The sequence below is a fragment of the Streptomyces sp. cg35 genome (assembly GCF_050410835.1).
Classification (GTDB): Bacteria; Actinomycetota; Actinomycetes; order Streptomycetales; family Streptomycetaceae; genus Streptomyces.
This window is the reverse complement of the sequence record NZ_CP191268.1, coordinates 2,003,315-2,026,717: the sequence shown is the minus strand read 5'-3', so window position 1 is coordinate 2,026,717 and position 23,403 is coordinate 2,003,315. Positions and strand designations below refer to the sequence as shown.

At 73.0% G+C, this 23,403-nt stretch carries 20 protein-coding genes; 7 read left to right on the top strand and 13 right to left on the bottom strand.

Going from position 1 to position 23,403, the window contains the following annotated elements; all coding sequences use genetic code 11:
• Positions 1-3: 3 nt before the first annotated feature.
• The 5 genes from sbnA to ACQUQD_RS09380 are packed head-to-tail and all read right to left on the bottom strand — an operon-like array spanning position 4 to position 7,586.
• Positions 4-993, bottom strand: a complete 990-nt coding sequence (sbnA, locus tag ACQUQD_RS09400; RefSeq protein ID WP_428951576.1) for a 2,3-diaminopropionate biosynthesis protein SbnA — start codon at positions 991-993, stop codon at positions 4-6.
• A 54-nt stretch (positions 994-1,047) separates the two neighbouring features.
• Positions 1,048-2,076, bottom strand: a complete 1,029-nt coding sequence (gene sbnB / locus ACQUQD_RS09395; RefSeq protein ID WP_428951575.1) for a 2,3-diaminopropionate biosynthesis protein SbnB — start codon at positions 2,074-2,076, stop codon at positions 1,048-1,050.
• Positions 2,073-3,080: a TauD/TfdA family dioxygenase gene (locus tag ACQUQD_RS09390; RefSeq protein WP_428951574.1), complete on the bottom strand. Its 1,008-nt coding sequence runs from the start codon at positions 3,078-3,080 to the stop codon at positions 2,073-2,075. Before ACQUQD_RS09390 ends, sbnB begins: the two co-directional genes overlap by 4 nt.
• 11 nt (positions 3,081-3,091) lie before the next feature.
• Positions 3,092-5,176 carry a non-ribosomal peptide synthetase gene (locus tag ACQUQD_RS09385; protein WP_428951573.1) on the bottom strand — a complete coding sequence of 695 codons (2,085 nt, stop codon included), beginning with the start codon at positions 5,174-5,176 and terminating at the stop codon, positions 3,092-3,094.
• 4 nt (positions 5,177-5,180) lie between these two features.
• The gene (locus ACQUQD_RS09380) at positions 5,181-7,586 is read right to left on the bottom strand and encodes a Pls/PosA family non-ribosomal peptide synthetase (RefSeq protein WP_428951572.1); all 2,406 of its coding nucleotides are present in this window, start codon (positions 7,584-7,586) and stop codon (positions 5,181-5,183) included.
• A 572-nt stretch (positions 7,587-8,158) separates the two neighbouring features.
• On the opposite strand from ACQUQD_RS09380, the gene ACQUQD_RS09375 reads away from it, so the two are divergent.
• The gene (locus ACQUQD_RS09375; RefSeq protein ID WP_428951571.1) at positions 8,159-9,325 is read left to right on the top strand and encodes a YihY/virulence factor BrkB family protein; all 1,167 of its coding nucleotides are present in this window, start codon (positions 8,159-8,161) and stop codon (positions 9,323-9,325) included.
• An 85-nt stretch (positions 9,326-9,410) separates the two neighbouring features.
• Here ACQUQD_RS09375 and ACQUQD_RS09370 read toward each other — a convergent pair whose 3' ends face one another.
• Positions 9,411-10,250, bottom strand: coding sequence for an NAD(P)H-binding protein (locus ACQUQD_RS09370; RefSeq protein ID WP_428951570.1), 840 nt, complete (start codon positions 10,248-10,250; stop codon positions 9,411-9,413).
• A gap of 80 nt (positions 10,251-10,330) precedes the next feature.
• On the opposite strand from ACQUQD_RS09370, the gene ACQUQD_RS09365 reads away from it, so the two are divergent.
• Positions 10,331-11,269: an AraC family transcriptional regulator gene (locus ACQUQD_RS09365; protein ID WP_428951569.1), complete on the top strand. Its 939-nt coding sequence runs from the start codon at positions 10,331-10,333 to the stop codon at positions 11,267-11,269.
• A gap of 10 nt (positions 11,270-11,279) precedes the next feature.
• On the top strand, positions 11,280-11,975 hold the full coding sequence (locus tag ACQUQD_RS09360) for a DUF6597 domain-containing transcriptional factor (RefSeq protein WP_428951568.1): 696 nt from the start codon (positions 11,280-11,282) through the stop codon (positions 11,973-11,975).
• A 25-nt stretch (positions 11,976-12,000) separates the two neighbouring features.
• Here ACQUQD_RS09360 and ACQUQD_RS09355 read toward each other — a convergent pair whose 3' ends face one another.
• Positions 12,001-12,369, bottom strand: coding sequence for a VOC family protein (locus ACQUQD_RS09355; RefSeq protein ID WP_428951567.1), 369 nt, complete (start codon positions 12,367-12,369; stop codon positions 12,001-12,003).
• Positions 12,370-12,478: 109 nt separating this feature from the next.
• Between ACQUQD_RS09355 and ACQUQD_RS09350 the strand changes: the two genes are divergently transcribed.
• Together ACQUQD_RS09350 and mmuM are read left to right on the top strand one after the other, a co-directional pair.
• Positions 12,479-13,168 (top strand): ThuA domain-containing protein, encoded by a 690-nt coding sequence (locus ACQUQD_RS09350; RefSeq protein ID WP_428951566.1) that lies wholly within the window; start codon positions 12,479-12,481, stop codon positions 13,166-13,168.
• Positions 13,165-14,094: a homocysteine S-methyltransferase gene (gene mmuM / locus ACQUQD_RS09345; RefSeq protein WP_428951565.1), complete on the top strand. Its 930-nt coding sequence runs from the start codon at positions 13,165-13,167 to the stop codon at positions 14,092-14,094. The genes ACQUQD_RS09350 and mmuM overlap by 4 nt, the downstream gene beginning before the upstream one ends.
• 87 nt (positions 14,095-14,181) lie before the next feature.
• Here the strand turns inward: mmuM and ACQUQD_RS09340 are convergent, their stop codons facing one another.
• A complete protein-coding gene (locus ACQUQD_RS09340; protein WP_428951564.1) occupies positions 14,182-15,015 on the bottom strand; it encodes an oxidoreductase in 834 nt (277 codons plus the stop codon).
• A gap of 130 nt (positions 15,016-15,145) precedes the next feature.
• Entirely contained in the window at positions 15,146-16,297 is a 1,152-nt protein-coding gene (locus ACQUQD_RS09335) for a serine hydrolase domain-containing protein (protein ID WP_428951563.1), read from the bottom strand.
• A 248-nt stretch (positions 16,298-16,545) separates the two neighbouring features.
• Here ACQUQD_RS09335 and ACQUQD_RS09330 point away from each other — a divergent pair, with 248 nt between their 5' ends.
• A complete protein-coding gene (locus ACQUQD_RS09330; RefSeq protein WP_428957501.1) occupies positions 16,546-16,956 on the top strand; it encodes an NUDIX hydrolase in 411 nt (136 codons plus the stop codon).
• A gap of 25 nt (positions 16,957-16,981) precedes the next feature.
• On the opposite strand, the gene ACQUQD_RS09325 is transcribed toward ACQUQD_RS09330, so the two are convergent.
• From ACQUQD_RS09325 to ACQUQD_RS09315, 3 genes are all read right to left on the bottom strand, one after another.
• Complete coding sequence (locus ACQUQD_RS09325; RefSeq protein WP_428951562.1) at positions 16,982-17,707, bottom strand: hypothetical protein; 726 nt, start codon at positions 17,705-17,707, stop codon at positions 16,982-16,984.
• 26 nt (positions 17,708-17,733) lie between these two features.
• Positions 17,734-19,113 carry a hypothetical protein gene (locus ACQUQD_RS09320; protein WP_428951561.1) on the bottom strand — a complete coding sequence of 460 codons (1,380 nt, stop codon included), beginning with the start codon at positions 19,111-19,113 and terminating at the stop codon, positions 17,734-17,736.
• Between the two features lie 142 nt (positions 19,114-19,255).
• The gene (locus ACQUQD_RS09315; RefSeq protein ID WP_428951560.1) at positions 19,256-20,206 is read right to left on the bottom strand and encodes an NADP-dependent oxidoreductase; all 951 of its coding nucleotides are present in this window, start codon (positions 20,204-20,206) and stop codon (positions 19,256-19,258) included.
• Between the two features lie 69 nt (positions 20,207-20,275).
• On the opposite strand from ACQUQD_RS09315, the gene ACQUQD_RS09310 reads away from it, so the two are divergent.
• Positions 20,276-21,256: a GlxA family transcriptional regulator gene (locus ACQUQD_RS09310; protein WP_428951559.1), complete on the top strand. Its 981-nt coding sequence runs from the start codon at positions 20,276-20,278 to the stop codon at positions 21,254-21,256.
• 12 nt (positions 21,257-21,268) lie between these two features.
• On the opposite strand, the gene ACQUQD_RS09305 is transcribed toward ACQUQD_RS09310, so the two are convergent.
• Complete coding sequence (locus ACQUQD_RS09305; RefSeq protein WP_428951558.1) at positions 21,269-23,314, bottom strand: NAD(+) synthase; 2,046 nt, start codon at positions 23,312-23,314, stop codon at positions 21,269-21,271.
• Positions 23,315-23,403 lie beyond the last annotated feature (89 nt).

Below are 23,403 nucleotides of genomic sequence, written 5' to 3'. Positions count from 1 at the left end.
TGCTCAGCTCGCCAAGGAGGCCATCGCCGCCACCTCGTTCCGTTCGGTGTCGGTGTCGGTGTCGGTGTCGGGCGGCCAGCCCTCCCGGTAGACGGTGTCGAGATAGCGCTCACCGAGATCCGGGGCGATGGCCACCGCCGTCATGCCCCGGTGGCCGTGGTGTTCGAGCCACTGCCGGGCGCCGCTGATCACCGTGCCGGTCGAGCCGCCGAACAGGAACCCGCGGCTCGCCAGACTCCGGCAGGCGCGGACGGTGTCCGCCTCCTCGACGTGCACCACGTCGTCGATGTACGACCGGTCGAGCATCGGCGGCGGCACGCTCGTGCCGAGCCCCGGGATCAGCCGGCGGCCCGGCGCCCCGCCGAAGCTCACCGAGCCGACACTGTCGACGGCGACGATGCGCACCCGGCGCCGCCACTGCCAGAACCACCGGGCGCACCCCATCAGGGTTCCCGTCGTCCCGGCCCCGACGAACAGGACGTCCAGACGCGGGAAGTGATCGGCGATGGCCGGGGCCGTGGTGCGGTAGTGCGCCCTCCAGTTGCCCTGGTTGTTGTACTGGTCGAGCCACACGTAGCGGTCGTCGGCCGCGCACAGCGCCCGTACGTACGCGCGCCGCGCGCCCAGCAGTCCTTCGTTGCCCGCCGGGTCCTCGATGACGTGCACCCGGCTGCCGAGCGCCTCCATCAGCCGGATCGTCGGCTGGTTGCAGCGCACGTCCGTCACGCACAGGAACCGGTGGCCGCGGCTCGCCGCGATGACGCTGAGCGCCACCCCCAGGTTCCCGGACGACGACTCGACGAGCACCGAACCGGGCCGCAGCCGGCCGTCGCGCTCGGCGGCGTCCACCATCTCGGTGGCCGCCTTCAGCTTGATCGACCCGGCGAAGTTGAACCCTTCGCACTTCAGATAGAGCGGCAGATCGAGCACGGCCCGCAGGTCGACGTAGAGCTGTTCCTCGTTGAACCTCGCAGGATCGGTAATGACAGGCATGGTTCCCCCCTCTTGTGTCCCCCGTGTCCCCCTTGTGCGCCACGAGCCGGCCGTTCAGCCGTAGCGGCTCAGCTCGTGGAAGAACCCTTCTACGACATGCAGTTCACCCCTCTTGGCCACCTCGTCGTGGACGTACCGGCCGACGGCGAGGTCGAGTACCCCGAGTCCGAACGGCGAGAACACCACCGTCCGGTCCGCCGGCACGGCGACGCGTCCGCTCAGCACGTCCTCCAGCGTGCCGTCGATGAAGTCCCGTTTCCCGGTGAGCTGTTCGGCCAGATGCGGCGACGTGTTCGCCTTCAGGCAGTGCTCGACGTCATCGACGACGTTCGCGGATGCCAGCAGGATCTCGGGCGCCAGATCGCGCAGCGAGAGATGCAGCACCAGCGGATGGTGCGCGAACCACGACACATCGTGGACGTGCGGTTCTGCGGCCACCGTCGCGAAGACCAGCAGGTCGCTGCCGCGGACCAGGGCCTCGGCGGTGTCGTGCACCGTGATCCGCCCCTTGGTCCCGGCCCGTTCCAGATAGCCGCGGAACCCTTCCGCGCTGTCCGCGGACAGGTCGTACACGCCGGTCTCGTCGAACTCCCAGCCGGTCGCGGTCAGATGCGAGTGGACGTAGCGGGCGATCAGCCCCGTCCCGATGAACCCGACCCGCGCCGGGCGGCTCCTGGTGCGGCTGAGCCGGTCGGCCGCGAGCGCGGCGGAGGACGCCGTGCGGGTGGCGCTGATGACCGAGCTCTCCAGACAGGCGTACGGGTATCCGGTGTCGGGGTCGTTGAGGATCAGCACGGCGGACGCCCGGGGCAGACCCGAGCCGGTGTTCTCCGGAAAACTGGATATCCACTTCAGGCCGTCCACCCGCAGCGGCCCGCCGAGCGAGGCGGGCAGCGCGATGATCCGCGCCGACGGGCGGTCCGGGAAGCGCAGGAAGTACGACGGCGGGTTCACGGTCCGGCCCGCGCCGTGCAGCCGGTACACGGTCTCGACCAGTCCCGCGATCTCCGCCTCCCGCGCGTACAGCGCCTGCTGGACCTGCTCGCCGGGGATCACGGCGAAGGCCGGAGCGGTGTCGGTCATGCGGCGCTCACCTTGACCGTGGGCGCGCAGTCGGCGAGCCGGACCGGGTCGGCGAGCCCCGCCAGGACCTCGCGCGGGCCGTCGAACGGCTCCCTGCTGTGCGCGGAACGGAGGTTGTCGACGAGCAGCAGATCGCCGGAGCGCCACGGCTCGCGCACGGTGTGCGCCTCGTAGACCTCGTTGATCGCCCGGACCACGTCCTCGCCGATCGGATCGCCGTTGCCGAACCGGGTGGTGAAGGGCAGCGCGTCGGCGCCGTAGACGTCGGTGAGATAGTCGCGGACCTCGGGATCCATCGTCCACTCGCTGAGGAAGGCGATCTGGTTGAACCACAGGCGGCGGCCGCTGACCGGATGGTGGACCACGGCGCTGCGGTGCTGCCGGGTGCGCAGCGAGCCGTCGGGCTGCCAGTCGAAGTCGATGGCGTGGGTGCGGCAGTAGCGGGCCACGGCGTCGCGGTCGTCGGTGCCGAACGCCTCGGCGGCCGACGCCCCGATCTCGTCGTGGTAGGACCGCGTCAGCAGCCAGCCCTCCCGCTCGAACCGCTCGGTCAGTTCCGCGGGCAGCGCGTCGAGCACGGCCGCCGCGTCGGCCACCCCCGTGGCGCCGCCGGACGCGGGCGCCTCCAGACAGGCGAACAGCAGCATCCCGGGGAACTCCAGCGCGTAGCTCATCTCGTGATGCATGCACATCTGCTGGTTCGGCGGCCACTTGGACGTGGAGTACACCCCGTCCGTGTACCTGCGCCGCGGCGCGAACGGCTCCCGGTCGGGCATCAGGGAGTGGGCCAGCTGCCGGAAGACGCCCGCCATGGCGCCCGGTTCGGTCAGGCCCAGGCCGCGGACCAGGACGCAGCCGTGGAGGGCGACGGCGGAGCGCAGGGCCTCCCGGTACTCGGCAGCCCACTCCTCCGGATCGCCACCGGTGGCGGCGGACAACAGGGGAGGGCTGCCGGCTCGGAGCGAGATGTCGTCGGGAAGGGGGGATGGAGTCGATCGGTGCATAGGTATTCCCTTCAGTGGCGCTGAGCGGTCGCCCGGTCGAGCAGTCCCGCGAGATCCGCGAGGACCGGATGGTGGGTGACGTCCTTGAGGGAGACCGCCCGGTCCAGGGCGATCACCAGCTTCACGGCGGACAGCGAGGAGCCGCCGAGGTCGAAGAAGTGGTCGCGCCGGCCGATCCGGTCGGCGGGGATGCCGAGCACCTCGGCCCAGACGGCGGCCAGCCGGTGCTCGGCCGGTGTCCGCGGCCCGTCCGCCGCCGTGTCCAGGTCCTCGGCGAGCGCGGTGAGCGCCCGGCGGTCGGTCTTCCCGTTGGCGGTCAGCGGCAGCCGCTCGCGCCAGTGCACGACGGACGGGACCATGTACGCGGGCAGCGACGCGGCCACCCGCTCCCGTACGACGCCCGCGTCCACCGGCCGCGGCCCGGCGCAGAACGCGGCGAGCTGCGTGCCCCGTACGACGATCACGGCGCCGTCGCGGACCCCGTCCACCCGCAGCAGCGCGTTCTCGATCTCGCCGATCTCGACGCGGAACCCGCGGATCTTCACCTGGCCGTCCCGGCGGCCGAGGAACTCCAGCTTCCCGTCGGGCAGCCAGCGCCCGTGGTCGCCGCTGCGGTAGAGCCGCTCGCCCGGCCGGTACGGGTCCTCGACGAACGCGGCCTTCGTGCGCTCGGGGTCGTTGACGTACCCGCGCCCGACGCACACCCCCGAGAAGACGATCTCGCCGGGCGCTCCGAGCGGCACGGGCACCAGGTCCTCGTCGACGACGTAGATCCGCACGTTGGCGATGGGCCGGCCGAGCGGGACGCGGTCGTGCTCCGGCACCCGGTCCATGACCTCGTGGTTGGTGTCGTCGGACGTCTCGGTCAGCCCGTACGCGTTGACGAGCCGGACCCCGGGCCGGGCCGCGAACCAGCGCCGCACCAGCTCCTTCTTCACCGCCTCGCCGGTCACCGACACGCACCGCAGAGCGGGCAGTTCCCGGGGGTGCGCGTCCAGCTCGGCCAGGACGGCCTCCAGATACGACGGCACCACCTGCAGCACATTGACCCGGCCGCGCGCGATCGTGTCCACGAACCGCGGGACGTCCAGGATCGCCTCCTGCGGCACCAGCAGCGTCCGGCCGCCCACGAGCGGCGCGGAGAGCAACTGCCACAGCGAGATGTCGAAGCACTGGGGCGCGGTCTGCGCCACCACGTCGCCGGCCTTGACGCCCAGGTCGTCGAGCTTGGCCAGGACGTGGTTGAGGAACCCGGCGTGCTCGCACATCGCGCCCTTGGGCTCGCCGGTCGAGCCGGAGGTGAAGTACAGGTAGGCCAGCTGATCGGCGGCGACGGGCACACCGAGATCGGTGTCCGGGTGCCCCTCGTCGTACGCGGTGTCGATGAACAGGGTCCGCGCGGCCGGGTCGAGCGCGGACGCGCTGCCCCGCTCGGTGAGCACGAGGCCGCAGTCCGCCCGGTCGAGCGTCGTCGCGACGCGCGCGGCCGGGAAGTGCGGCTCGATCGGCAGATACGCGCCGCCCGCCTTGAGGACGCCGAGGACGGCGGCCATCCAGTCGAGGTTGCGTTCGGTCAGCACCGCGACGACGCCCTCGGGCCGCAGCCCGCGCGCGAGCAGCGCCCGGCCGATCCGGTTCGCCCGGGAGTTCAGCTCCCGGTACGTCCACTGCCCGTCCTGCGCCACGACGGCCACCGTGTCCGGCTGCGCGGCCACCCGCGCCTCGAACAGTTCGTGGACGCGCCGGTCGGGCAGCGCGCGGCGCGGGCCCGCCAACTCCTCGAGCTGGAAGCGGAGTTCGGACTCGGACAGCAGGCTCCGGCGCCCGGGGTCGGTGAGTGCGGCGAGGTGGTAGCCGGCGATGCGGGCGGCGGCCTCGCGGTCGAGGACGTCGGTGCGGTAGCGCAGGCGCAGGGTGCGGCCCGCGACGCTCACCCCGAGCACCGTGTCGTCGCGCTCGGCGGACAGCGCGGCGAGCACCCGCTCGTGCGCGGCGGTCAACGCCGGGCCGGACGCCAACAGGCCCGCCGGGAGCGGTACTTCGTGATCGGCCACGCCGGGGCGCGGCGCGCGTGTCCACTGCGGGATCGTCGTCATGGCCCTACCTCCCCGTCGCCGGGTTGCCGCCCCAGCGGGCCCGCGGGGGCACCTGTTCGCCCTTCATCAGGAAGGCGTCGGGGGCGAGTACGGAGGCGTCGCCCAGCGTGACGCCGTAGTGCACGAGCGAGCCGGTGCCGAGCGAGCAGCCCGCGCCGAGCGTGATGTGGTCGGACTTGAAGGTGCCGTCCTCCTGCGAGTGGGCCTGCACCTTGGTGTGCGCGGCGAGCGTGACGTCGTCGCCGATCGTCACCAGCGTGCGCTCGGTGATGGAGGCGCCGTCGTCGAAGACCCGGCGGCCGATCCGTACCCCGAGCAGCCGCCACACCAGGTTCTTGAACGGTGTCCCGTTGAACACCACGAGGTGGTTGTCGGGCACCTTCCACAGTCGCTCGTGCCAGCGGAAGTACGGGTCGTAGATCGAGCACAACTGCGGCTGGAGCGGCCGGAAGCGGCAGATCACGCGCTCCACCAGGATGTAGTAGCCGGTGGTGAAGGCGAGGCCGACGACCAGGGAGGCGCCGATCAGCACTCCGCCGGCCACGTCGTACAGGTCGAACGCGGCGAAGGCGATCACCGTCAGGGCGAACCAGTGCAGCCACCGCAGGAACAGGTGCAGGGCCATGGAGCGCAGGTTGTAGCGGTTCTTCGCGGACAGCCGGCGCCGCAGCTCGTCGCCCTCGCGCAGGTGGTCGAAGCGGGTGTCGCGCTCGACGGTGCGCGGGATCTCGAAGGGCGGCGAGCCGAGCAGCCCCACGCCCTCGCGGACCGCGCCGTCCAGCGGGATCATCACCTTCGTCGCGAGCAGGCAGTTCTCGCCGGTGCGGCCGCCCACCGGGTAGGCGATGTGGTTGCCCAGGAAGTTGTGCGGCCCGATCTCCGCGCGCGCGACGCGGAACGACGTGGCGGTGAAGTCGGCGTTCATGATCGACAGCCCGTCGGCGACCATCGTGCCGCTGCCGACCTTGGCCAGGTACGGATTCTCGTGCTGCATCTCCGTGCCGAAGTTGGAGCCGGTCTGCTCCACCTGCGAGAGGTCGTACCCGATGGACCGCAGGTAGGGAACGATGTACGAGCTGTCGCCGCACAGCCACTTGAAGAACTTGTTGTTGGTCATCCGGGCGATCGCCCGCTGCACCGAGTAGTGCAGGCCGTACAGCGGATACGTGCGGTCCGCGCGCAGGATCGGCCGCAAGGCGCGCGGCACCAGGGTGACGGCGGCGAGGCCGAGGACGAGGAACGCCAGGAAGCAGGCGATCGACAGGCCGAACGCCTGCACGTAGAAGCCCGCGGAGGCCAGGTCGTGGGTGTCGGGCGCGAGCAGCGAGTCGAGGGCGGGTATTTCGGTGAGCAGCAGGTCGGTCCCGCAGACCGCGAGCGGGACGAACACCAGCAGCATCTGGAGCAGACCGCCGACCGCGTACAGGGCCCGGCGCAGGGTGGAGCAGTCGGCCGCGGGCAGCCGGACGTAGTCGACGTCGGTGGGTTCGGCGGGGCAGCCGTGCCAGTGCTCGCCGGCCGGCACCGAGGCGCCGTCGTAGAGCGCCGACGCGTGGCCCAGTTGTGCTCCGTCCCCCATCGACGTCCCGATGTCGAGGACGGTCTTCTCGCCGATGAACACGTCCCGGCCGATCGTGACCGGGCCGGTGCGGATCCGGCCGGCATGCGCCCGGTAGCCGAAGAAGTCGCACTCCTTGCGGATCACCGTGTCCGCGCCGATCGTCAGCAGGTCGGTGCAGACCGGGACGGAGTGGGACAGGATCGTCACCCCCGGCCCGATCTTGGCGCCGAGCAGCCGCAGGTACAGCACGTACACCGGGTTGCCGGCGAACAGGGCCATCGGATTCGCGTGCAGCAGCGACTTGACCAGCCAGAACCGGACGTAGGCGAGCCCCCACACCGGGAACTCGGTCTCCCGCCAGCGGCCGATGAGCAGCCACTTCGCCACGATGGGCAGGCCGCACGCGCCGATGAACACCGCACTGCCGAACAGCACCGCGCGCACATAGGCGTCGATGGATCCCGCACCCGCGGAGACCCACGCGTAGCCCCGGGCGGTCAGCATCCCGGCCACCGCGCAGTACAGGGCGAAGCAGAGCAACTGCAGCGCCCCGCAGACGACGTAGCGGGGTGTGCTGCCGGCCGGCGGAAGCGGCTCGACCTCGACCGTCCGCACGGGCGGCGCCTCGTCGAGCGCCGCGGCCAGGCTCCGGATCGTCGGATGGCCGTAGACGTCCTTCATCGAGACCGCCGGCAGGTCCGCGTGTTTGCGCACCCGGGCGCAGAAGTGGGCCATGACAAGAGAGTTGGCGCAGAGGTCGTCGAAGAAGTTACTGTCGGGTGGTACGTGATCCACGCGTACGACACCGGCCAGGACTTGGGCGAGAACGCGCTCGGTGCCGTTCGCCACATGAGCTCCTCGTGATTGTCACCCGTGTTTCGCGCGCTTTATTGAATTCCGGAACGAGCGAAAGCAGAGCGTGGGTTGGATGTGCTGTGAGCGTGAGGAGCAACGCGGATGAAGCGGGTCACGGCTGATGACCCTGTAATTCCCCTCCGTTGGATGTCCCCCCGTGCTGTGCGCGCCCGTTGAGCGTTCGGTGTGCGCACTGAATACGATCGAGATTCTTTCCGGTGATTCATGAACGGTTCAAGTGGGTTCCGAGCATTGGCGATTTCCGACGGCTTTTGGGTGACGCGGTCATGCCGGTCTTTCGAGGCCGTCGTGCGCGGTGCCGGGGAACTCACCGAAAGGGTTGTGTACTTACCGGTGTTGCTTCCGTTTTCCACTTCCTCGTCATTCGGCCAACGCGGGCATGACAGATAGTCGCGGACTATTTTTGGAGCGGTCTCTCCTGAGTTGCTCCGCCATGTCTGGAGCGTTGCGCTACAGGAGGGGAGACTGTGCCGACGAGGTCGCAGCCTCGCAGGCAGGGGCACCGGGGGATGGGTACACGTTGTTGCGGCGGATACCTTTAGGACGTGCAGCCAGCAAGTGAATCCCCCCCACCGCCGTCCGGCCGACTCCACAGGGCCCGCGTTCTGTACCAGAACGTCTCCAAGCGCAGGACGGCCTGGCTGTTGCTCAAGGACACCGTCAACTCGTGCATGGAGTACCGCATCCTCGGTCTCGCGGCCGAGGCGGCGTTCTTCACCCTGCTGTCGGTCCCGCCGCTGCTGCTGTCCCTGGTGGGGCTGCTCGCCTACGTCGACTCGTGGACCGGAGCCGACACGATCGCGGGTGTCCGCGACAACATTCTGGAGGCTTCCCGCACGGTCCTGAGCGACCAGGGCGTGAAGGAGATCGCGGAACCGATCCTGGACGACGTCATCAAGGGCGGCCGCCCCGATGTCATCTCCATCGGATTCCTCATCTCGCTGTGGTCGGGCTCACGGGCCGTGTCGACGTTCGTGGACACGGTGACCGTGATGTACGGCCTGGACGGCGTCCGCGGCATCGTGAAGACGCGGCTGCTCGCGTTCCTGCTCTTCCTCGTCGGTCTCGTCGTCGGCTCGGTGGCGCTGCCGCTGATGATCGCCGGGCCGGACGCGGTGATCGGCCTGGTCCCCTGGTCGGAGACGGTCGTCCAGATCCTGTACTGGCCGGTGGTACTCGTCCTGTCGGTCGCGTTCCTGACGACGCTGTACCACGTGTCCGTCCCGGTGCGCTCGCCGTGGATCGAGGACGTACCCGGCGCGCTGGTGAGCCTCGCGATGTGGATCCCCGGCAGCTTCCTGCTCCGCCTCTACCTCACCAACACCATCGAGGGGCCCACGATCTACGGCTCCCTCGCGGCGCCCGTCGCGGTGCTGCTGTGGATCGGTGTCTCGGCGTTCGCGGTCCTCGTCGGCGCCGCGATGAACGCCGCGATCGACCGGGTCTGGCCGTCGGTCGCCACGGCCGCGGCGCGGGCCGCGAACGAGCGGGTGCGCACGGCCGGCTCCGCCCACTACATGACGCGGGCCGCCGCGCGGTCGGCCCCGCACCCGGACGACCCGGACGATCCCGACATGCCCTCGGAGTTCCCGGAGCGCTGGTCGAAGTTCCTGCCCCCGGAGGACGTCACGTCCCGCCTGCGCACGCACGTGCGGCGCAACGGCGACGTGCCGCCGGAGGACGAGGGCGAGGACGAGGACGAGAAGGAGTAGGAGCAGCCAGGCCGACGCGGACGGGGGTGCGGGAGAGGACGGCGACCGTCCTCTCCCGCACCCCCTCTCCCGTGCGGAGCGGCTGCTACGTCCAGACGCCCGCCGTCTGCGCCGCGTACGCCCCGAACGACCGCGGCCCGCGCCCCAGCACCCGCGCCACGTCACCGGTCACGGACGCGTTGCGCCCGTCCAGCAGCGTGCCGAACAGTTCCACCAGGAATCCGGCCTCCTCCTTCGGCACCCCCAGCTCCCGCAGTGCCGCGCCGTACTCGTGCACCGGCACCGCCACGTACCGCTTCGCCGTACCCGCGGCGCGCGCCACCTCGGCCAGCGCCTCGCCCCACGTGAGCAGCTCGGGACCGGTCAGCTCCAGGGTCGTGCGCGCGTACCGCCCGGACGGCTCCCGCAGCACCGCCACCGCGACCTCCGCGATGTCCCGTACGTCGAGGAACGGCTCGCGCAGCGCGTCCGGCGCCGCGAACACCAGCTCGGGCCCGCGCACCTGCTCCAGCAGCGGACCCTCGCCGAAGTTCTGGTGGAACCACGCGCACCGCAGCACCGTCCAGTCCGCGCCCGACGCCCGCACCGCCTCCTCGGCAGGAGCGGCCTGGTCCTCGCCGCGCGCCGAGAGCAGGACCAGACGGCCCACGCCCAGCTCGACCGCCCGCCGCGCCAGCGCCCCCACCGCGTCCGCGGCGTCCGGCGCCCCGATGTCCGACGGGTACGCCAGATACGCCCCGTCGGCGCCGCGCAGCGCCGCGTCCCACGTCGCCGGGTCCGCCCAGTCGAACCGGACCGCGCCCGACCGCGAGGCCGCCCGCACGGCCAGCCCCGCCGCGCGCGCCGCCGCGGCGACCCGGCGCCCCGTCCGCCCGGTCGCCCCGGTCACCACCACTGTCGTCACGTTCTTCGTCGTCTCTGTCATGCCTCCACTCAACTGCCGTGCGGCGTCCGGAAACATCGATGAGCCGCTCACCGCCATAAGCGCCCGTCTACGCTGCCGTCATGGACGTACTCGCAGGCCTCCTGGAGGGGCCCCGGGCCCGCGGTGCCTTCATGATCCGGGCCTGTTTCGAGACCCCCTGGGCCGTGCGGATCGCCGACGAGGCACCCCTCACCGTCATGATCATGGTCAAGGGCGACGCGTGGATCCTGCCCGACGGCGACGGGCCGGCCCGCCGGATCCGCCCCGGCGACATCGCCGTCGCCCGCGGCCCGGACGCGTACGTCTGCTGCGACGACCCCGCCACCGCCCCGCGCGCCGAGATCGGCCCCGGCCAGGTGTGCCGCCCGCTGGGGCCCGCGCACGTCGGCCGCTACCGGGACCTCGGGGTCCGGGAGTGGGGCGAGACCCCGGACGGCCCGGCGCAGCTGCTCATCGGCACCTACCAGCTGCGCGGCGAGCTCACCGCCCGGCTCCTCGACGCGCTGCCACCGGTGCTCGTGCTGCCCACCGAGGTGTGGGACTGCCCGCTGACCCCGCTGGTCGCCGAGGAGATCGGGAAGGACGGGCCGGGCCAGGAGGTCGTCCTCGACCGGCTCCTTGACCTGCTGCTCATCACGTCGCTGCGCGCCTGGTTCTCCCGCCCCGAGGCGGACGCGCCCGCCTGGTACCGGGCCATGGGCGACCCGGTCGTCGGCCGGGCACTGCGGCTGATCCAGGACGATCCGGCCCACCCGTGGACCGTCGCCGAGATCGCCGGCCGGGCCGGGGTGTCCCGCGCCGCGCTCGCCCGCCGCTTCACCGAGCTCGTCGGCGAGCCCCCGATGACGTATCTGACCGGCTGGCGCCTCGCCCTCGCCGCGGATCTGCTGCGCGACAGCGACCTCACCGTCGCGGCGATCGCCCGGCAGATCGGTTACGGCAGCGCTTTCGCCCTGTCCAGCGCCTTCAAGCGGGTGCACGGAGTCAGCCCGCAGGAGCACCGCACGCGCGCGGCGTAGCGTGGAGGGCGTGGGCGACGGGTACGAGGAGCGGGACTGCCGGGTACCGGGCGCGGTCGTCTGGACGCGCACCGTGGCTTCCGGCCGCGGCGCCGCGGCCCCGGTGCTGCCCGACGGCTGCATGGACCTGATCTGGAGCGAGGGCCGGCTCTTCGTCGCCGGGCCCGACACCCGGGCGCACCCCGCGGGAGCCACGGCCGGCCGGACCTACGCGGGCATCCGCTTCGCCCCCGGCACGGCGCCCGCCTACCTCGGCGTCCCGGCGCACGAACTGCGCGACAGCCGTGCCGAGCTGGCCGACCTGTGGCGGGGCGCCGACGCCCGCCGGCTCACCGAGCGGGTCGACGCGGCCGCCGATCCCGCCGCCGAGCTGGAGTCCGCGGCCGTCCGCCTCGCCCGCGCCGCCGGCCCGCCCGACCCGCTGCTCGCCCGCGTCGTGTCGGCCCTCGACGCGGGCCGGGGCATCGCCGAGACCGCCGAGCACGCGGGGCTCAACACCCGCCTGCTGCACCGGCGTTCACTCGTCGCGTTCGGGTACGGTCCCAAGACGCTGGCCCGGGTGCTGCGGCTGCAGCGGGCCCTGGCGCTGGCCCGGTCCGGCGTCCCCTTCGCGGAGACCGCCGTCCGGGCCGGGTACACCGACCAGGCCCATCTGTCGCGCGACGTACGGGACCTGACGGGCGTGACGCTGCGACGTCTGGCCTGAGAGCGACGGGCGACGGGCGGCGGGCTCAGGCGAACAGGTCGACCTGATTGCCGTCCGGGTCGTGCGTGACGGCGTACCGCTGCCCCCACACCGCGTCCCACGGCTTGCTCTCGCCGTGGTAGCCGGCGTCGGTCAGCGCCGCGTACGTCGCGTCGACCCCGGCGGCGTCACCGCAGTGGAAGGCGAGCGCGATCCGGCCGCGGCCGTGGTCCGTGCCGCTGCTGTCCGGGTCGAACATGAGCCGGATGCCGCCGGGCAGCTCCGCCTCCACGTGCGGGAGCTGCTCGGCGCCCTCGGGGAAGGAGAGGCCCAGCAGGCGGTAGAACGCGAGCGAGGCGGCCAGGTCGGAGGAGAGGATTCCGATGGCGTCCATGCGGACAGTGCTGTCAGTCATGGCTTCACCGTAGGCACCCGCACGCCCTGCGGTCTTGTACGAAACGGACGCCCCGCTTCTGCGTCGCCCGGCCGCGCCCGCACGTGACGTGTGACTACAGTGCGGGCGCATGATCCTGGTCTACAGCCGCACCACCGCCTACCGGCACGCCTCCATCCCGTATGCCGTCGCCACCCTCCGCGACCTCGGCGGCGCGCACGGCTTCGAGGTCGCGGCGAGCGAGGACCCCGCCGTGTTCGAGCGCGCCGGCCTCGCCGACCGGTACACGGCCGTCGTCTTCCTCTCCACCAGCGGCGACGTCCTCACCCCGGAGGGACGCGCGCGGCTCGCGGCGTACGTCGACGGGGGCGGCGGCTTCGTCGGCGTCCACGCCGCCGCCTGCACCGAGGACGACTGGCCGTACTACGGCGCACTGCTGGCCGCCCGGTTCGACCGCCATCCCGCGTACCAGCCGGGACGCCTCCGCGTCGCCGACCGCACGCACCCGGCCACCCGGCACCTGGGCGACAGCTGGGAGTTCACCGACGAGTGGTACGACTTCCGGACCGACCCGCGCACGGACCCGGCCGTCCGCGTCCTCGCGTACGCCGACGAATCCTCGTACGACGACGCGCGGATGGGCGGCGACCATCCCCTGATCTGGTGCCGCGAGCAGGGCGAGGGGCGCGGGCGCGTCTTCTACACCGGGCTCGGCCACGACGCGTCCGCGTACGACGACCCGGACTTCCGGGCCCATCTGGCGGGCGGCATCCGGTGGGCGGCGCGGGCCGCGGAAGGCGACGTAGGCTCACCGGTATGACCAGTGACAACGCGCCCGAGCCGCCCGGCCTTCCGCGTGCCCTCGCCGGGGACCGGGCCGTCGTCCTGGACGGAGGGCTGTCCAACCAGCTGGAGGCCGCCGGGCACGACCTCGGCGACGAACTGTGGTCGGCCCGCCTCCTCGCCGAGGAGCCCGAGGCGATCGTCGCGGCCCACCGGGCGTACTACGAGGCGGGCGCGAGCGTCGCCATCACCGCGAGTTACCAGGCCACGTTCGAGGGGTTCGCACGGCACGGCATCGGGCACCGGCGGGCGGCCGAACTCATGGCACTGAGCGTCGAGTCGGCGCGGCGCGCGGCGAGCGAGGTCCGGACCGGCCGCCCGCTGTGGGTGGCCGCGTCGGCGGGTCCGTACGGGGCGATGCTCGCCGACGGCTCCGAGTACCGGGGGCGCTACGGGCTGAGCGTGGCCGCACTCGAACGGTTCCACCGGCCGCGCCTGGAGGCCCTGGCGGCGGCCCGGCCGGACGTGATCGCCCTGGAGACGGTGCCGGACACGGACGAGGCGCGGGCGCTGCTGCGGGCGGTGCGCGGCCTCGGGGTGCCCGCGTGGCTCTCGTACAGCGTCGCGGGGGAGCGGACCCGCGCCGGGCAGCCGCTGGACGAGGCGTTCGGCCTCGCCGCCGACGCGGCGGAGATCGTCGCGGTGGGCGTCAACTGCTGCGCCCCGCAGGACGCGGACCACGCGGTCGCCCTGGCCGCCCGCGTGACCGGCAAGCCGGTGGTCGTGTACCCGAACAGCGGGGAGACCTGGGACGCGGGGGCGCGCCGCTGGACCGGGCGGTCGACGTTCGGCCCGGAGCGGATCGAAGGATGGCGGGCGGCCGGGGCACGGCTGATCGGCGGCTGCTGCCGGGTGGGACCGGCGGCGATCTCCGCCGTCGCGAAGACCTTGGACGGTGGCTGAGCAGGCCGCGGCGTCCTGGGCCTCAGGACCTGTCCGGCGGATCGTGTCGCTCGCGGGCGCACAGAACAGCACGGGCCCCTCCAGGCCCTAGCCGTCGAACCGCGTCGCCCGCGCCACCGTTTCCCACACCGCGATCTCGTCCCGCACCGAGTCGAGGTGCCCGAGCACCGCGTCCACCCCGTCGTCGCCGAGCGGCAGTCGCAGCGGGGTGTGCTCCGCCGCGAGCGCCGCGACGACCGCCGCGGCGGCCTTCGCGGGATCGCCCGGCTCGTCGCCGGAGCGGGCGGCGGCATCGAGCGCGTCGCGGGTGGCGCCGACCGTCGGCGCGTAGTCGTCGATCCGGGTGCTGGCCGTGGTGCCGTTCATCAGGTTCGTACGGAACGCGCCCGGCTCGACCACCAGCACCTTGATGCCGAGCGGCGCGACCTCCGTCGCCAGCGCCTCCGAGAAACCCTCCAGCGCGAACTTCGTGCCGCTGTACGCGGACATCCCGGGGAACGACATCTGCCCGCCCATGCTGCTGAGCTGCACGATGGCCCCGCGGCGCCGCTCGCGCATGTGCGGGAGGACGGCCCGCACCAGGGCGGCGGGCCCGAAGAAGTGCACCTCGAACAGCGACCGCAGCTCCGCGTCCGTGGTCTCCTCGGCGGCGCCGACGTGCCCGCGGCCCGCGTTGTTGACCAGCACGTCGATGCGGCCGTGCCGGGCGACGGCCTCGGCGACCGACGCGTCGACGGCCGCCGGGTCCGTCACGTCGAGCGGCAGCGCCGTCACCCGGCCCGGATGCGCCTCCACCAGATCCTTGAGGGTCTCCGGGCGGCGGGCCGTGGCGACGACGAGGTCTCCCTCGCCGACGGCCGCCGTGGTGAAGGCGCGGCCGAAACCGCTGTTCGCACCGGTGATCAGCCAGACCTTGGTCATGAGGACGCTCAACTCCGCTTCAGGCGACCGGACTTCGGTGCCCGGCGACGACCTCATCCTCAAGGGCCGGCCAGCGGTGCGTCCAAGACCTTCTTCCATAGCCGCTGGTTATGGTGCGCACCTCGGACCGTCAGTCGGTCGCCGCCCGCACCAGCGCGGCCACCAGCCGCTGGTTCTCCGGTCCGGCGCCGCCCGGGAAGGCGTAGCGGCGGCGGGTGTAGCCGTAGGCCAGACCGGTGGACGGGTCCGCGAAGGCCTCCGACCCGGCCGCGCCGCAGTGGCCGAACGCCTCCGGACCGAGGGGCGGATAGCGCAGCCCCTCCGTCTCGAAGCCGAGCGTGAAGTGGTCCGGCTCGGCCGTCACCAGGTCGGTGCCGGTCCACTGGCGCCGCGTGAACTCCGCGACCGTCTCCGGCTTCAGGAGCGCGGGGGCGCCGTCCACCCCGCTCAGCGCCGCCGCGTACAGCCGGGCCAGCCCGCGCGCGTTGCCGACACCGCCGGCCGAGGCGGGCCCGAGGGCGCGCACCCGCCGGGTGTTGACGTACTCGTCGAGGAGGTCGTACGCGGGGTCGTCCGTCGGGTTGAACGCGACCGCGAGGAGACTGTCCGGCGCCGGTCGGCTCGCCGCCAGGAACGCCTGCTGCTCCGGCGTCGGCGCCATCGGCCGCATCGGATGGAACCGGCCCTCCTCGGCCTCCGGCAGACCCAGCCAGAGATCGAGGCCGTACGGCGCCCGGATCCGCTCCTCGTACACCTCCTGCAGGGTGCGGCCCGTCGCCCGGCGGACCACCTCGCCCGTCAGGGCGCCGATCGTCAGCGCGTGATAGCCGTACGCCGAGCCCGGCTCCCAGAACGGCCGCTGCCCGGCGAGCCGTTCGGCGACCAGCCGGTCGTCGCCCAGCTCCTCGGAGCTCAAGCCGCCGTCGACGCCGATCAGCCCCGAGCGGTGCGCGAGCAGCTCGCGCAGCGTCAGCCGCTCCTTGCCGTGTCCGGTGAACTCGGGCCAGTACGACGACACTTCACGGTCCAGTGCGAGAACGCCCTCCTGGACGAGCAGCGCCACCACCAGGTGCGCCGCGCCCTTGGTGTTGGAGAAGACAGCCGTCAGCGACGAGCCCTCGAAGCCCTCGCCCGCCCACAGGTCCACGACCTGCCGCCCGTGCACATACGCCGCCAGCTGCGCTCCCGGCTCGGCCGTCTCCTCGGCGAGCACCGCCGCGAACTCCTCGCGGACCCCCTCGAAACCCGCCGCGACCGTACCGCGCACCTCGACACCGCTCATCGTCCGTCCCCCACACGTCAGTTGATCGTCGCGCCGTTGCAAGGTGGTCGAACCACGGGCGCGGCGCGGCTGTTCCCCGCGCCGCGCCGCCCGGCCCAGGGCGTCGGACCGGGTGCGGCCGTGAGGCGTCGATGCGCGCGCGGGGCGCAAGGTGCTCCGGTGGCCTGTGTCCTCAACTCCGTTCGTTCGAAAGCGCGTTGCACCCATGTGCCGTCGTCCGTGTCACGCGCTACCGTGGACACGTGGCTATCCCTCCGGAGAATCGGCTCGCCGCGGCCGTCGTCGCGCTCGACGGGCGCGTTCTGCTGGTCAGGCGCAGCGAGACCGAGCGGTTCCTGCCCCGGGTGTGGGGCGTGCCCTGCGGCAAGCTCGAACCGGGGGAGAGCCCCGAGGACGGGGTGCTGCGCGAGCTGAAGGAGGAGACCGGCCTGCTCGGGTACGTGGAGCGGAGGATCGGCGAGTCCTCCTTCGTCAGCGACTACCGCGGCCGCGAGGTCAAGAACTTCCAGGACAACTACCTGGTGCGCCCGCTCACCACCGGCATCGTGCTGCCGCACGCCGACCAGGCCGCGACCTGGCTGGCCCCCGCCGACCTGGACACCGTCGAGATCGACGACTACAACCGCGCCGTCGTCGCGCAGGCGCTGCCCCACCTCTGAGCACCCCCGCGCCCCCGCGACCGCCTCACGCCTCGCTCAACAGGCGCGCCAGAGCGTCCAGTTCCCGCAGATACTCCTTCACGTCGAGCGGCGTCTTCGGGACCGCGGGGCTGTGCCGCTCCGCGTCCGCGCCGAGGAACACGTCCGTGTGCCGGCGCCGCTGCGCCCCCGTCTCCAGGAACAGGGTCACCGTCGGATCCGCAGCCGTGCTCCACGCCCGGTGCAGGGTGTGCGCCGGCAGGGCGTAGCTGCTGCCCGCCGTGTACTCGGCGACCTGCGTCAGCCGCAGCCGGGCCGGCCCCGCCGGTTCCAGCAGCCAGTCCGCCGTGTCGTGCGACAGCGACTCCCGATAGCGGGCGGCCTCCTCGCCGCCGTCCCGGGCGGCCGCGTACAGCTCCATCCGCAGCGCCCCGCGCACGATGTACGAGGCGAGCGGGGAGCGGTGGTTGTGGATGTCCTCCGGGCTGTGCGCGCCCGGATGCCAGACGTGGGCGCGCAGCATGTGATGCGGCCCGCCGTCGATGAGCAGCAGCTTGTCGAAGCCGAGGACGTGCCGGTACGAGAGCCGCGCGCAGCCCACCGGATCGCCGCCGCCCGCCGCGAGATCCCCGACGAGCTCCGGCAGCCGCCCGGCGGAACCCAGCCGGATGACGACATCGTGCGCCGCCCGGGCGAGATCCGCCTCGGACGCCGTCACGTCGAGCGCGTCGGCGAGCAGCCGCCGCGCCGAGACCACCTGTCGACCACCCATGCCCCGCGTCCTCCCCGCACCCTCGCCTATGGCTCATACATCCATAAGGCATGGGCCCGCAGCGCCGAAAGACCTTGATAGGTCATCCATATCGGCCGTCGCAGCTCACCGGTGTCGTCCCGCACCCAGGTCCATATCCCGTCCGCCTGCCCCCGCCAGACCGCGGCCGCCGCACCGGCCAGCTGCTCCCGCCGGACCCGCTCGGCGCCCGCGCCGCGCGCCACGTCCCGCGCGCCCGTCGTCAGCAGCGCACGGACCAGCCAACTCGCAGTGAAATGGCGGACGTTCAGAACCTCGACGCGGTCGGGCTCGTCCGCCCGCGGGCGGCGCACCTCCTCGCGCAGGTTCTCCAGGTCGAGGCAGAGGTCGTGGGCCGGGTCCGGGCAGGCGAGCAGCCAGCGCACCCCGCCCTCGCGGGCCGCGCGCGCCGCGTCGCTCTCCTCGCCGAGCACCCGCGCCGTGCGGTCGAGGGCCACCACGGCCTGCGCGGTGTGCAGCGCGGACGGCGGGCCCTGCGGCGCCGCCAGACGGTAGCCCCAGCGGGGGTGTCCGGCGCGCCCCGGGTCGGGCACGGCCCCGGCGACCAGGACGTCGCGCAGGGTGCGCAGCCGGTCGCGCTCGTCCGGCGCCGCCCGCAGCATGCCGCGCAGCACCGTCGTCACGACGTGCGTCAACTCGTGCCCCGTACGGTCCAGTTCGCGGGTGAAGCCGGCCGCGCACCGGTCCGCCTCCACCGCGATCAGATCCGGGTCCGCGCCCGCGCGGGCCAGCGCGCCGAGCACCAGGGCCGTCACCTCGGGCCGGGCCTGGGTGCCCTGCGAGCGCGCGGACCAGCCGCCGTCCGGCAGTCGCAGGGCCCACAGGGTGCGCACCAGCCCGCCGGTGCTCAGCCGGCCGTCGGACGCGCCGAGGTCCAGCGTGAGGTGCAGCCCGTACGCGGTACCGGTCGCCGTCGGACGCACCCGCCCCGGCTCACCGAGCGAGTGCGTCCAGCCGGTCAGGCGGCCGGCCGCCGGATCGTCGACGGTGCACAGTTCCGCGGCCAGGGTGCCGTACGTCGCCGCGGTCAGCGCCGTCAGCCGGCCCGGGTCCGCCGAGGCGGCGCCCGACTGCCTTCCCCGTGACGCCTGTTGGGCCTGCCGGGACCGCACGAGGGCGGCGGACAGCCACACCACGAGCCCCGCGCCGGCCCCGCTCGTCGCGGCGACCGCGTACCGCGCGGAGTCCCCGGCCAGGCCGCCCGGCAGCAGCCCGTACACCGACTGGAACACCGTGTACGCGGCGGCCGCGGCGCCGAATCCGCCCAGCCAGCCCACCAGGCGCTGCGGCGGCGATGCCCGCCGGAGCCGGGACGACGCTCCGGTGCGGGGCGCCGACGGGTTCCGGTTCAGCTGCTGCTGCGACACGGTGGACTCGCTCCCCCCAGGGCTCCACGTCGGTCACCGACGGCTCAAGTGCCTCCATTCTACGGCGCGTTGGGGGAGGTGACAGGGGGCCCGTGGGCGTCGCACGCCCACGGGCCCCCTGCTCGGACGCCTCGCGCGGCGCCTACGGGCTGACCGTCAGCACCAGCTTGCCCGTGACGCGGCCCGTCTCGCCCTCCGCGTGGGCCTTGGCCGCCTCGGCGAGCGGATAGGTGCCGGCGACGTGCGCGCGCAGCCGGCCGGACGCGGCGAGCGCGGCGACCGCCGCCATGCCCGCCTGGTCGTGCTCGACCAGCATGAAGACGGCCCGCACCCCCAACTCCCGTGCACGGTCGGGAACGGGGCTCCACTTGTCCGGCAGGATCGACACCAGGACGCCGCCCGGCCTGAGCACCTCCAGCGAACGCAGGCAGTTCTCGCCGCCCAGCGAGTCGAGCACCACGTCGACGTCCCGGACCTCGGCCGCGAAGTCGGTGGTGCGGTAGTCGACGACCTCGTCGGCGCCCAGACCGCGCACGAAGTCGTGCTTGGCCGCGCTGGCCGTGCCGATGACGTACGCGCCGCGCGCCTTGGCGATCTGCACCGCCAGATGTCCCACACCGCCGGCCGCCGCGTGCACCAGCACCCGCTGGCCCGGGCCCACGTCGGCGTTGTCCACCAGCGCCTGCCAGGCGGTCAGCGCCGCCAGGGGCAGCGCGCCCGCCTCGACGTGGCCGAGCCCCGCGGGCTTGGGCACGAAGGCGCGGGCCGGTCCCGTCACGTACTCGGCGTGCGAACCGGCGCCGTACGGGTACGGCAGCATGCCGAACACCTCGTCGCCGGGCGCGAACAGGGAGACGCCGAGACCGACCGCCTCGACCACGCCCGACACGTCCCAGCCCAGCGTGAACGGGGGCTCGCCCAGGAAGACGCCGTGCGCGCGGTGCTTCCAGTCGGTGGGGTTGACCCCTGCGGCGTGGACGGCGACGAGGATCTGGCCGATGCCCGGCTCCGGGCGGGCGACCTCGGCCACGCGCAGCACATCGGGGTCGCCGAGGGTGTCCTGGGTGAGGGCGTTCATCGTGTTCTTGGTCATGCGTTCAGCTTGCTTCACGCCGCTGACCTGGGCAATGGCAAGATTGCCATGAAGCGATAGGATCGTGCCATGGGCTTTGAGGACTTCCCGGCCGGCCGGCCGCACCGCGTCGTCACCCTCGCGCTCGACGGCGTCTACCCCTTCGAGCTCGGCATCCCGAACCGGGTCTTCCCGCTGGTGCCGGGCGCGTACGAGGTGCTGACCTGCGCGGCGACGGACGAGCGCACGGTGACGACCGACGCCGACTTCACGATCACCGTCGAGCACGGGCCCGAGGCGCTGGAGAGCGCGGACACGGTGGTGGTGCCGCCGTTCGACCTGCGGTACCTCTCGCAGGAGCTGCCGGAGCCGGTGCGCGCGGCCCTCGGCCGGATCCGCCCGGGCACCCGCATCGTGTCGATCTGCACGGGCGCGTTCACGCTGGCCGCGGCGGGCCTGCTCGAAGGCCGCCCCGCGACGACGCACTGGGCGCTCGCGGACCTGTTCCGCCGCATGTTCCCGCACGTCGCCCTGGACCCCGAGGTGCTCTTCATCGACGACGGCGACGTGCTGACCTCGGCGGGCGCCGCGTCCGGCGTCGACGTGTGCCTGCACCTGGTGCGCTCCGACCACGGCAGCGCCGTCGCCAACCGGGTCGCCCGGCACTGTGTCGTACCGCCCTGGCGCGACGGCGGCCAAGCCCAGTACATCGAGCAGCCGGTGCCCGAGGAGGGCGACACCGGCACCGCCGCCACCCGTGCCTGGGCCCTGGAGCGCCTCGACCGGCCGCTCGCCCTGCGGGAGCTGGCCGGTCACGCCCGGATGAGCCCGCGGACGTTCGCCCGGCGCTTCCAGGAGGAGACCGGCACGAGCCCGGGCCGCTGGCTGATCCAGCAGCGCGTGCACCGGGCCCGCCAGCTCCTGGAGACCACCGATCTGCCGGTCGACCGGATCGCGGCCGAGGTCGGATTCGCCACGGGCACCTCGCTGCGCCAGCATCTGCAGGCGGCGATCGGGGTGTCGCCGCGGTCCTACCGGCGCACGTTCCGCAGCCTCAGCCCGAGCGGCTGAGGCCCCGGCGGGTCACACGCCGTCCGGCCACTCCCAGCGCTCCAGGTCCCGCAGCCAGGCCCGCGCACTGCCGTCGGACGGCGCCCGCCAGTCGCCGCGCGGCGAGAGCGAACCACCGGCCGAGACTTTCGGGCCGTTCGGCATCGCGGACCGCTTGAACTGCGCGAACCCGAAGAAGCGACGGCAGAAGTACTCCAGCCAGTGCCGGATCTCCGCCAGGTCGTAGGCGCCGCGGTCGGCCTCCGGGAAGCCGGGCGGCCACGCCCCGGCGTCCTGCTCCCGCCAGGCGTGCCACGCCAGGAACGCGATCTTCGAGGGCCGCAGTCCGTACCGCAGCACGTAGTAGAGCGTGAAGTCGTGCAGCGCGTACGGGCCGATCTTCGACTCGGTCGACTGCAGCTCCTCGCCCGGCACCAGCTCGGGGCTGATCTCCGTGTCGAGGATCGCGGCGAGCGTCTCACCGGTCTCGTCGCCGAACTGGCCGCTGCTGATGACCCAACGGATCAGGTGCTGGATGAGCGTCTTCGGCACACCCGAGTTCACGTTGTAGTGGCTCATCTGGTCGCCGACGCCGTACGTGCACCAGCCGAGCGCCAGCTCGGACAGGTCACCGGTGCCGAGCACGATGCCGCCGCGCTGGTTGGCGAGCCGGAAGAGGTAGTCGGTGCGCAGCCCCGCCTGCACGTTCTCGAAGGTGACGTCGTACACCGGCTCGCCGGACGAGAACGGGTGGCCCATCTCCTTCAGCATCAGCCGCGCGGTGTCCGTGATGTCCAGCTCGGCCGCGGTGACGCCGAGCGACTTCATCAGCGCGTGGGCGTTGTTCTTCGTGTGCTCGCCGGTCGCGAAGCCCGGCATCGTGAACGCCAGGATGTCGCTGCGCGGACGGCCCGCCCGGTCCATGGCCCGGGCCGCGACGATCAGCGCGTGCGTCGAGTCGAGACCGCCGGACACCCCGATGACGACCTTCGGGCCGCCGATCGCCCCGAGCCGCTGCACCAGGCCCGCGACCTGGATGTTGTACGCCTCGTAGCAGTCCTGGGCGAGCCGCTCCGCATCGGCGGGCACGAACGGGAACCGCTCGACACGGCGGCGCAGCCCCAGATCGGAGCCGGTCGGCGGGTCGAGCCGGAACGCCACCGTGCGGAAGTCGCCGGTGCGCGCGGCGTGGGTGCGCCGGTTCTCGTCGAAGGTGCCCATCCGCTGCCGCTCCTGGCGCAGCAGGTCCAGATCGACGTCGGCCACCGCGTACCGGTCGTCGAGCGGGAAGCGCTCGGTCTCCGCCAGCAGCGTCCCGTTCTCGTAGATCATGGTCTGCCCGTCCCAGGACAGATCGGTCGTCGACTCACCGAGCCCGGCCGCCGCGTAGACGTACGCGGCCAGGTAGCGCGAGGACGCCGAGCGGCACAGCAGCTTGCGGTCCTCGGCGCGGGCGACGGTGATCGGGCTGCCCGACAGGTTCAGCAGCACGGTCGCGCCCGCGAGGGCCGCCTCGGCGCTCGGCGGCACCGGCACCCACATGTCCTCGCAGATCTCCGCGTGCAGCACGAGCCCGGGCACGTCCTCGGCGGCGAACAGCAGATCCACGCCGAACGGCACGTCCGCGCCGCCGACCCGGATCGTGCCGCCGCGCTCGTCGTCACCGGGGGTGAGCTGCCGGCGCTCGTAGAACTCCCGGTAGTTCGGCAGGTACGACTTGGGGGCGACGCCGAGGACCCGGCCGCGGTGCACGACGACCGCGCAGTTGTAGATCCTGCTCCGGTGCCGCAGCGGGGCGCCCACCACCAGCACCGGCAGGAGGTCCGCCGAACCGGCGACGACCGTGGCGAGCGCGTCCTCGACCTCGTCGAGCAGCGCGTCCTGCAGCACGAGGTCCTCGATGGAGTACCCGCACAGCCCGAGCTCGGGAAAGACGGCGACGCCGACCCCTTCCTCGGCGCAGCGGCGCCCCTGGCGCAGGATGGCCTCGGCGTTGGCGGGCGGGTCCGCGATGGCGGCGTGGCCGGTACAGGCGGCGACCCGCGCGAAACCCTGGGCATAGATCGACCGGAAGTTCACCCGCCCATCATGTCAACCGCCCCGGAGCGGTGCGCGCCGGGACCCGGGTGGTCGGGGCGGCCCCGTTTCGGCGCGGCCCCGACACAGCT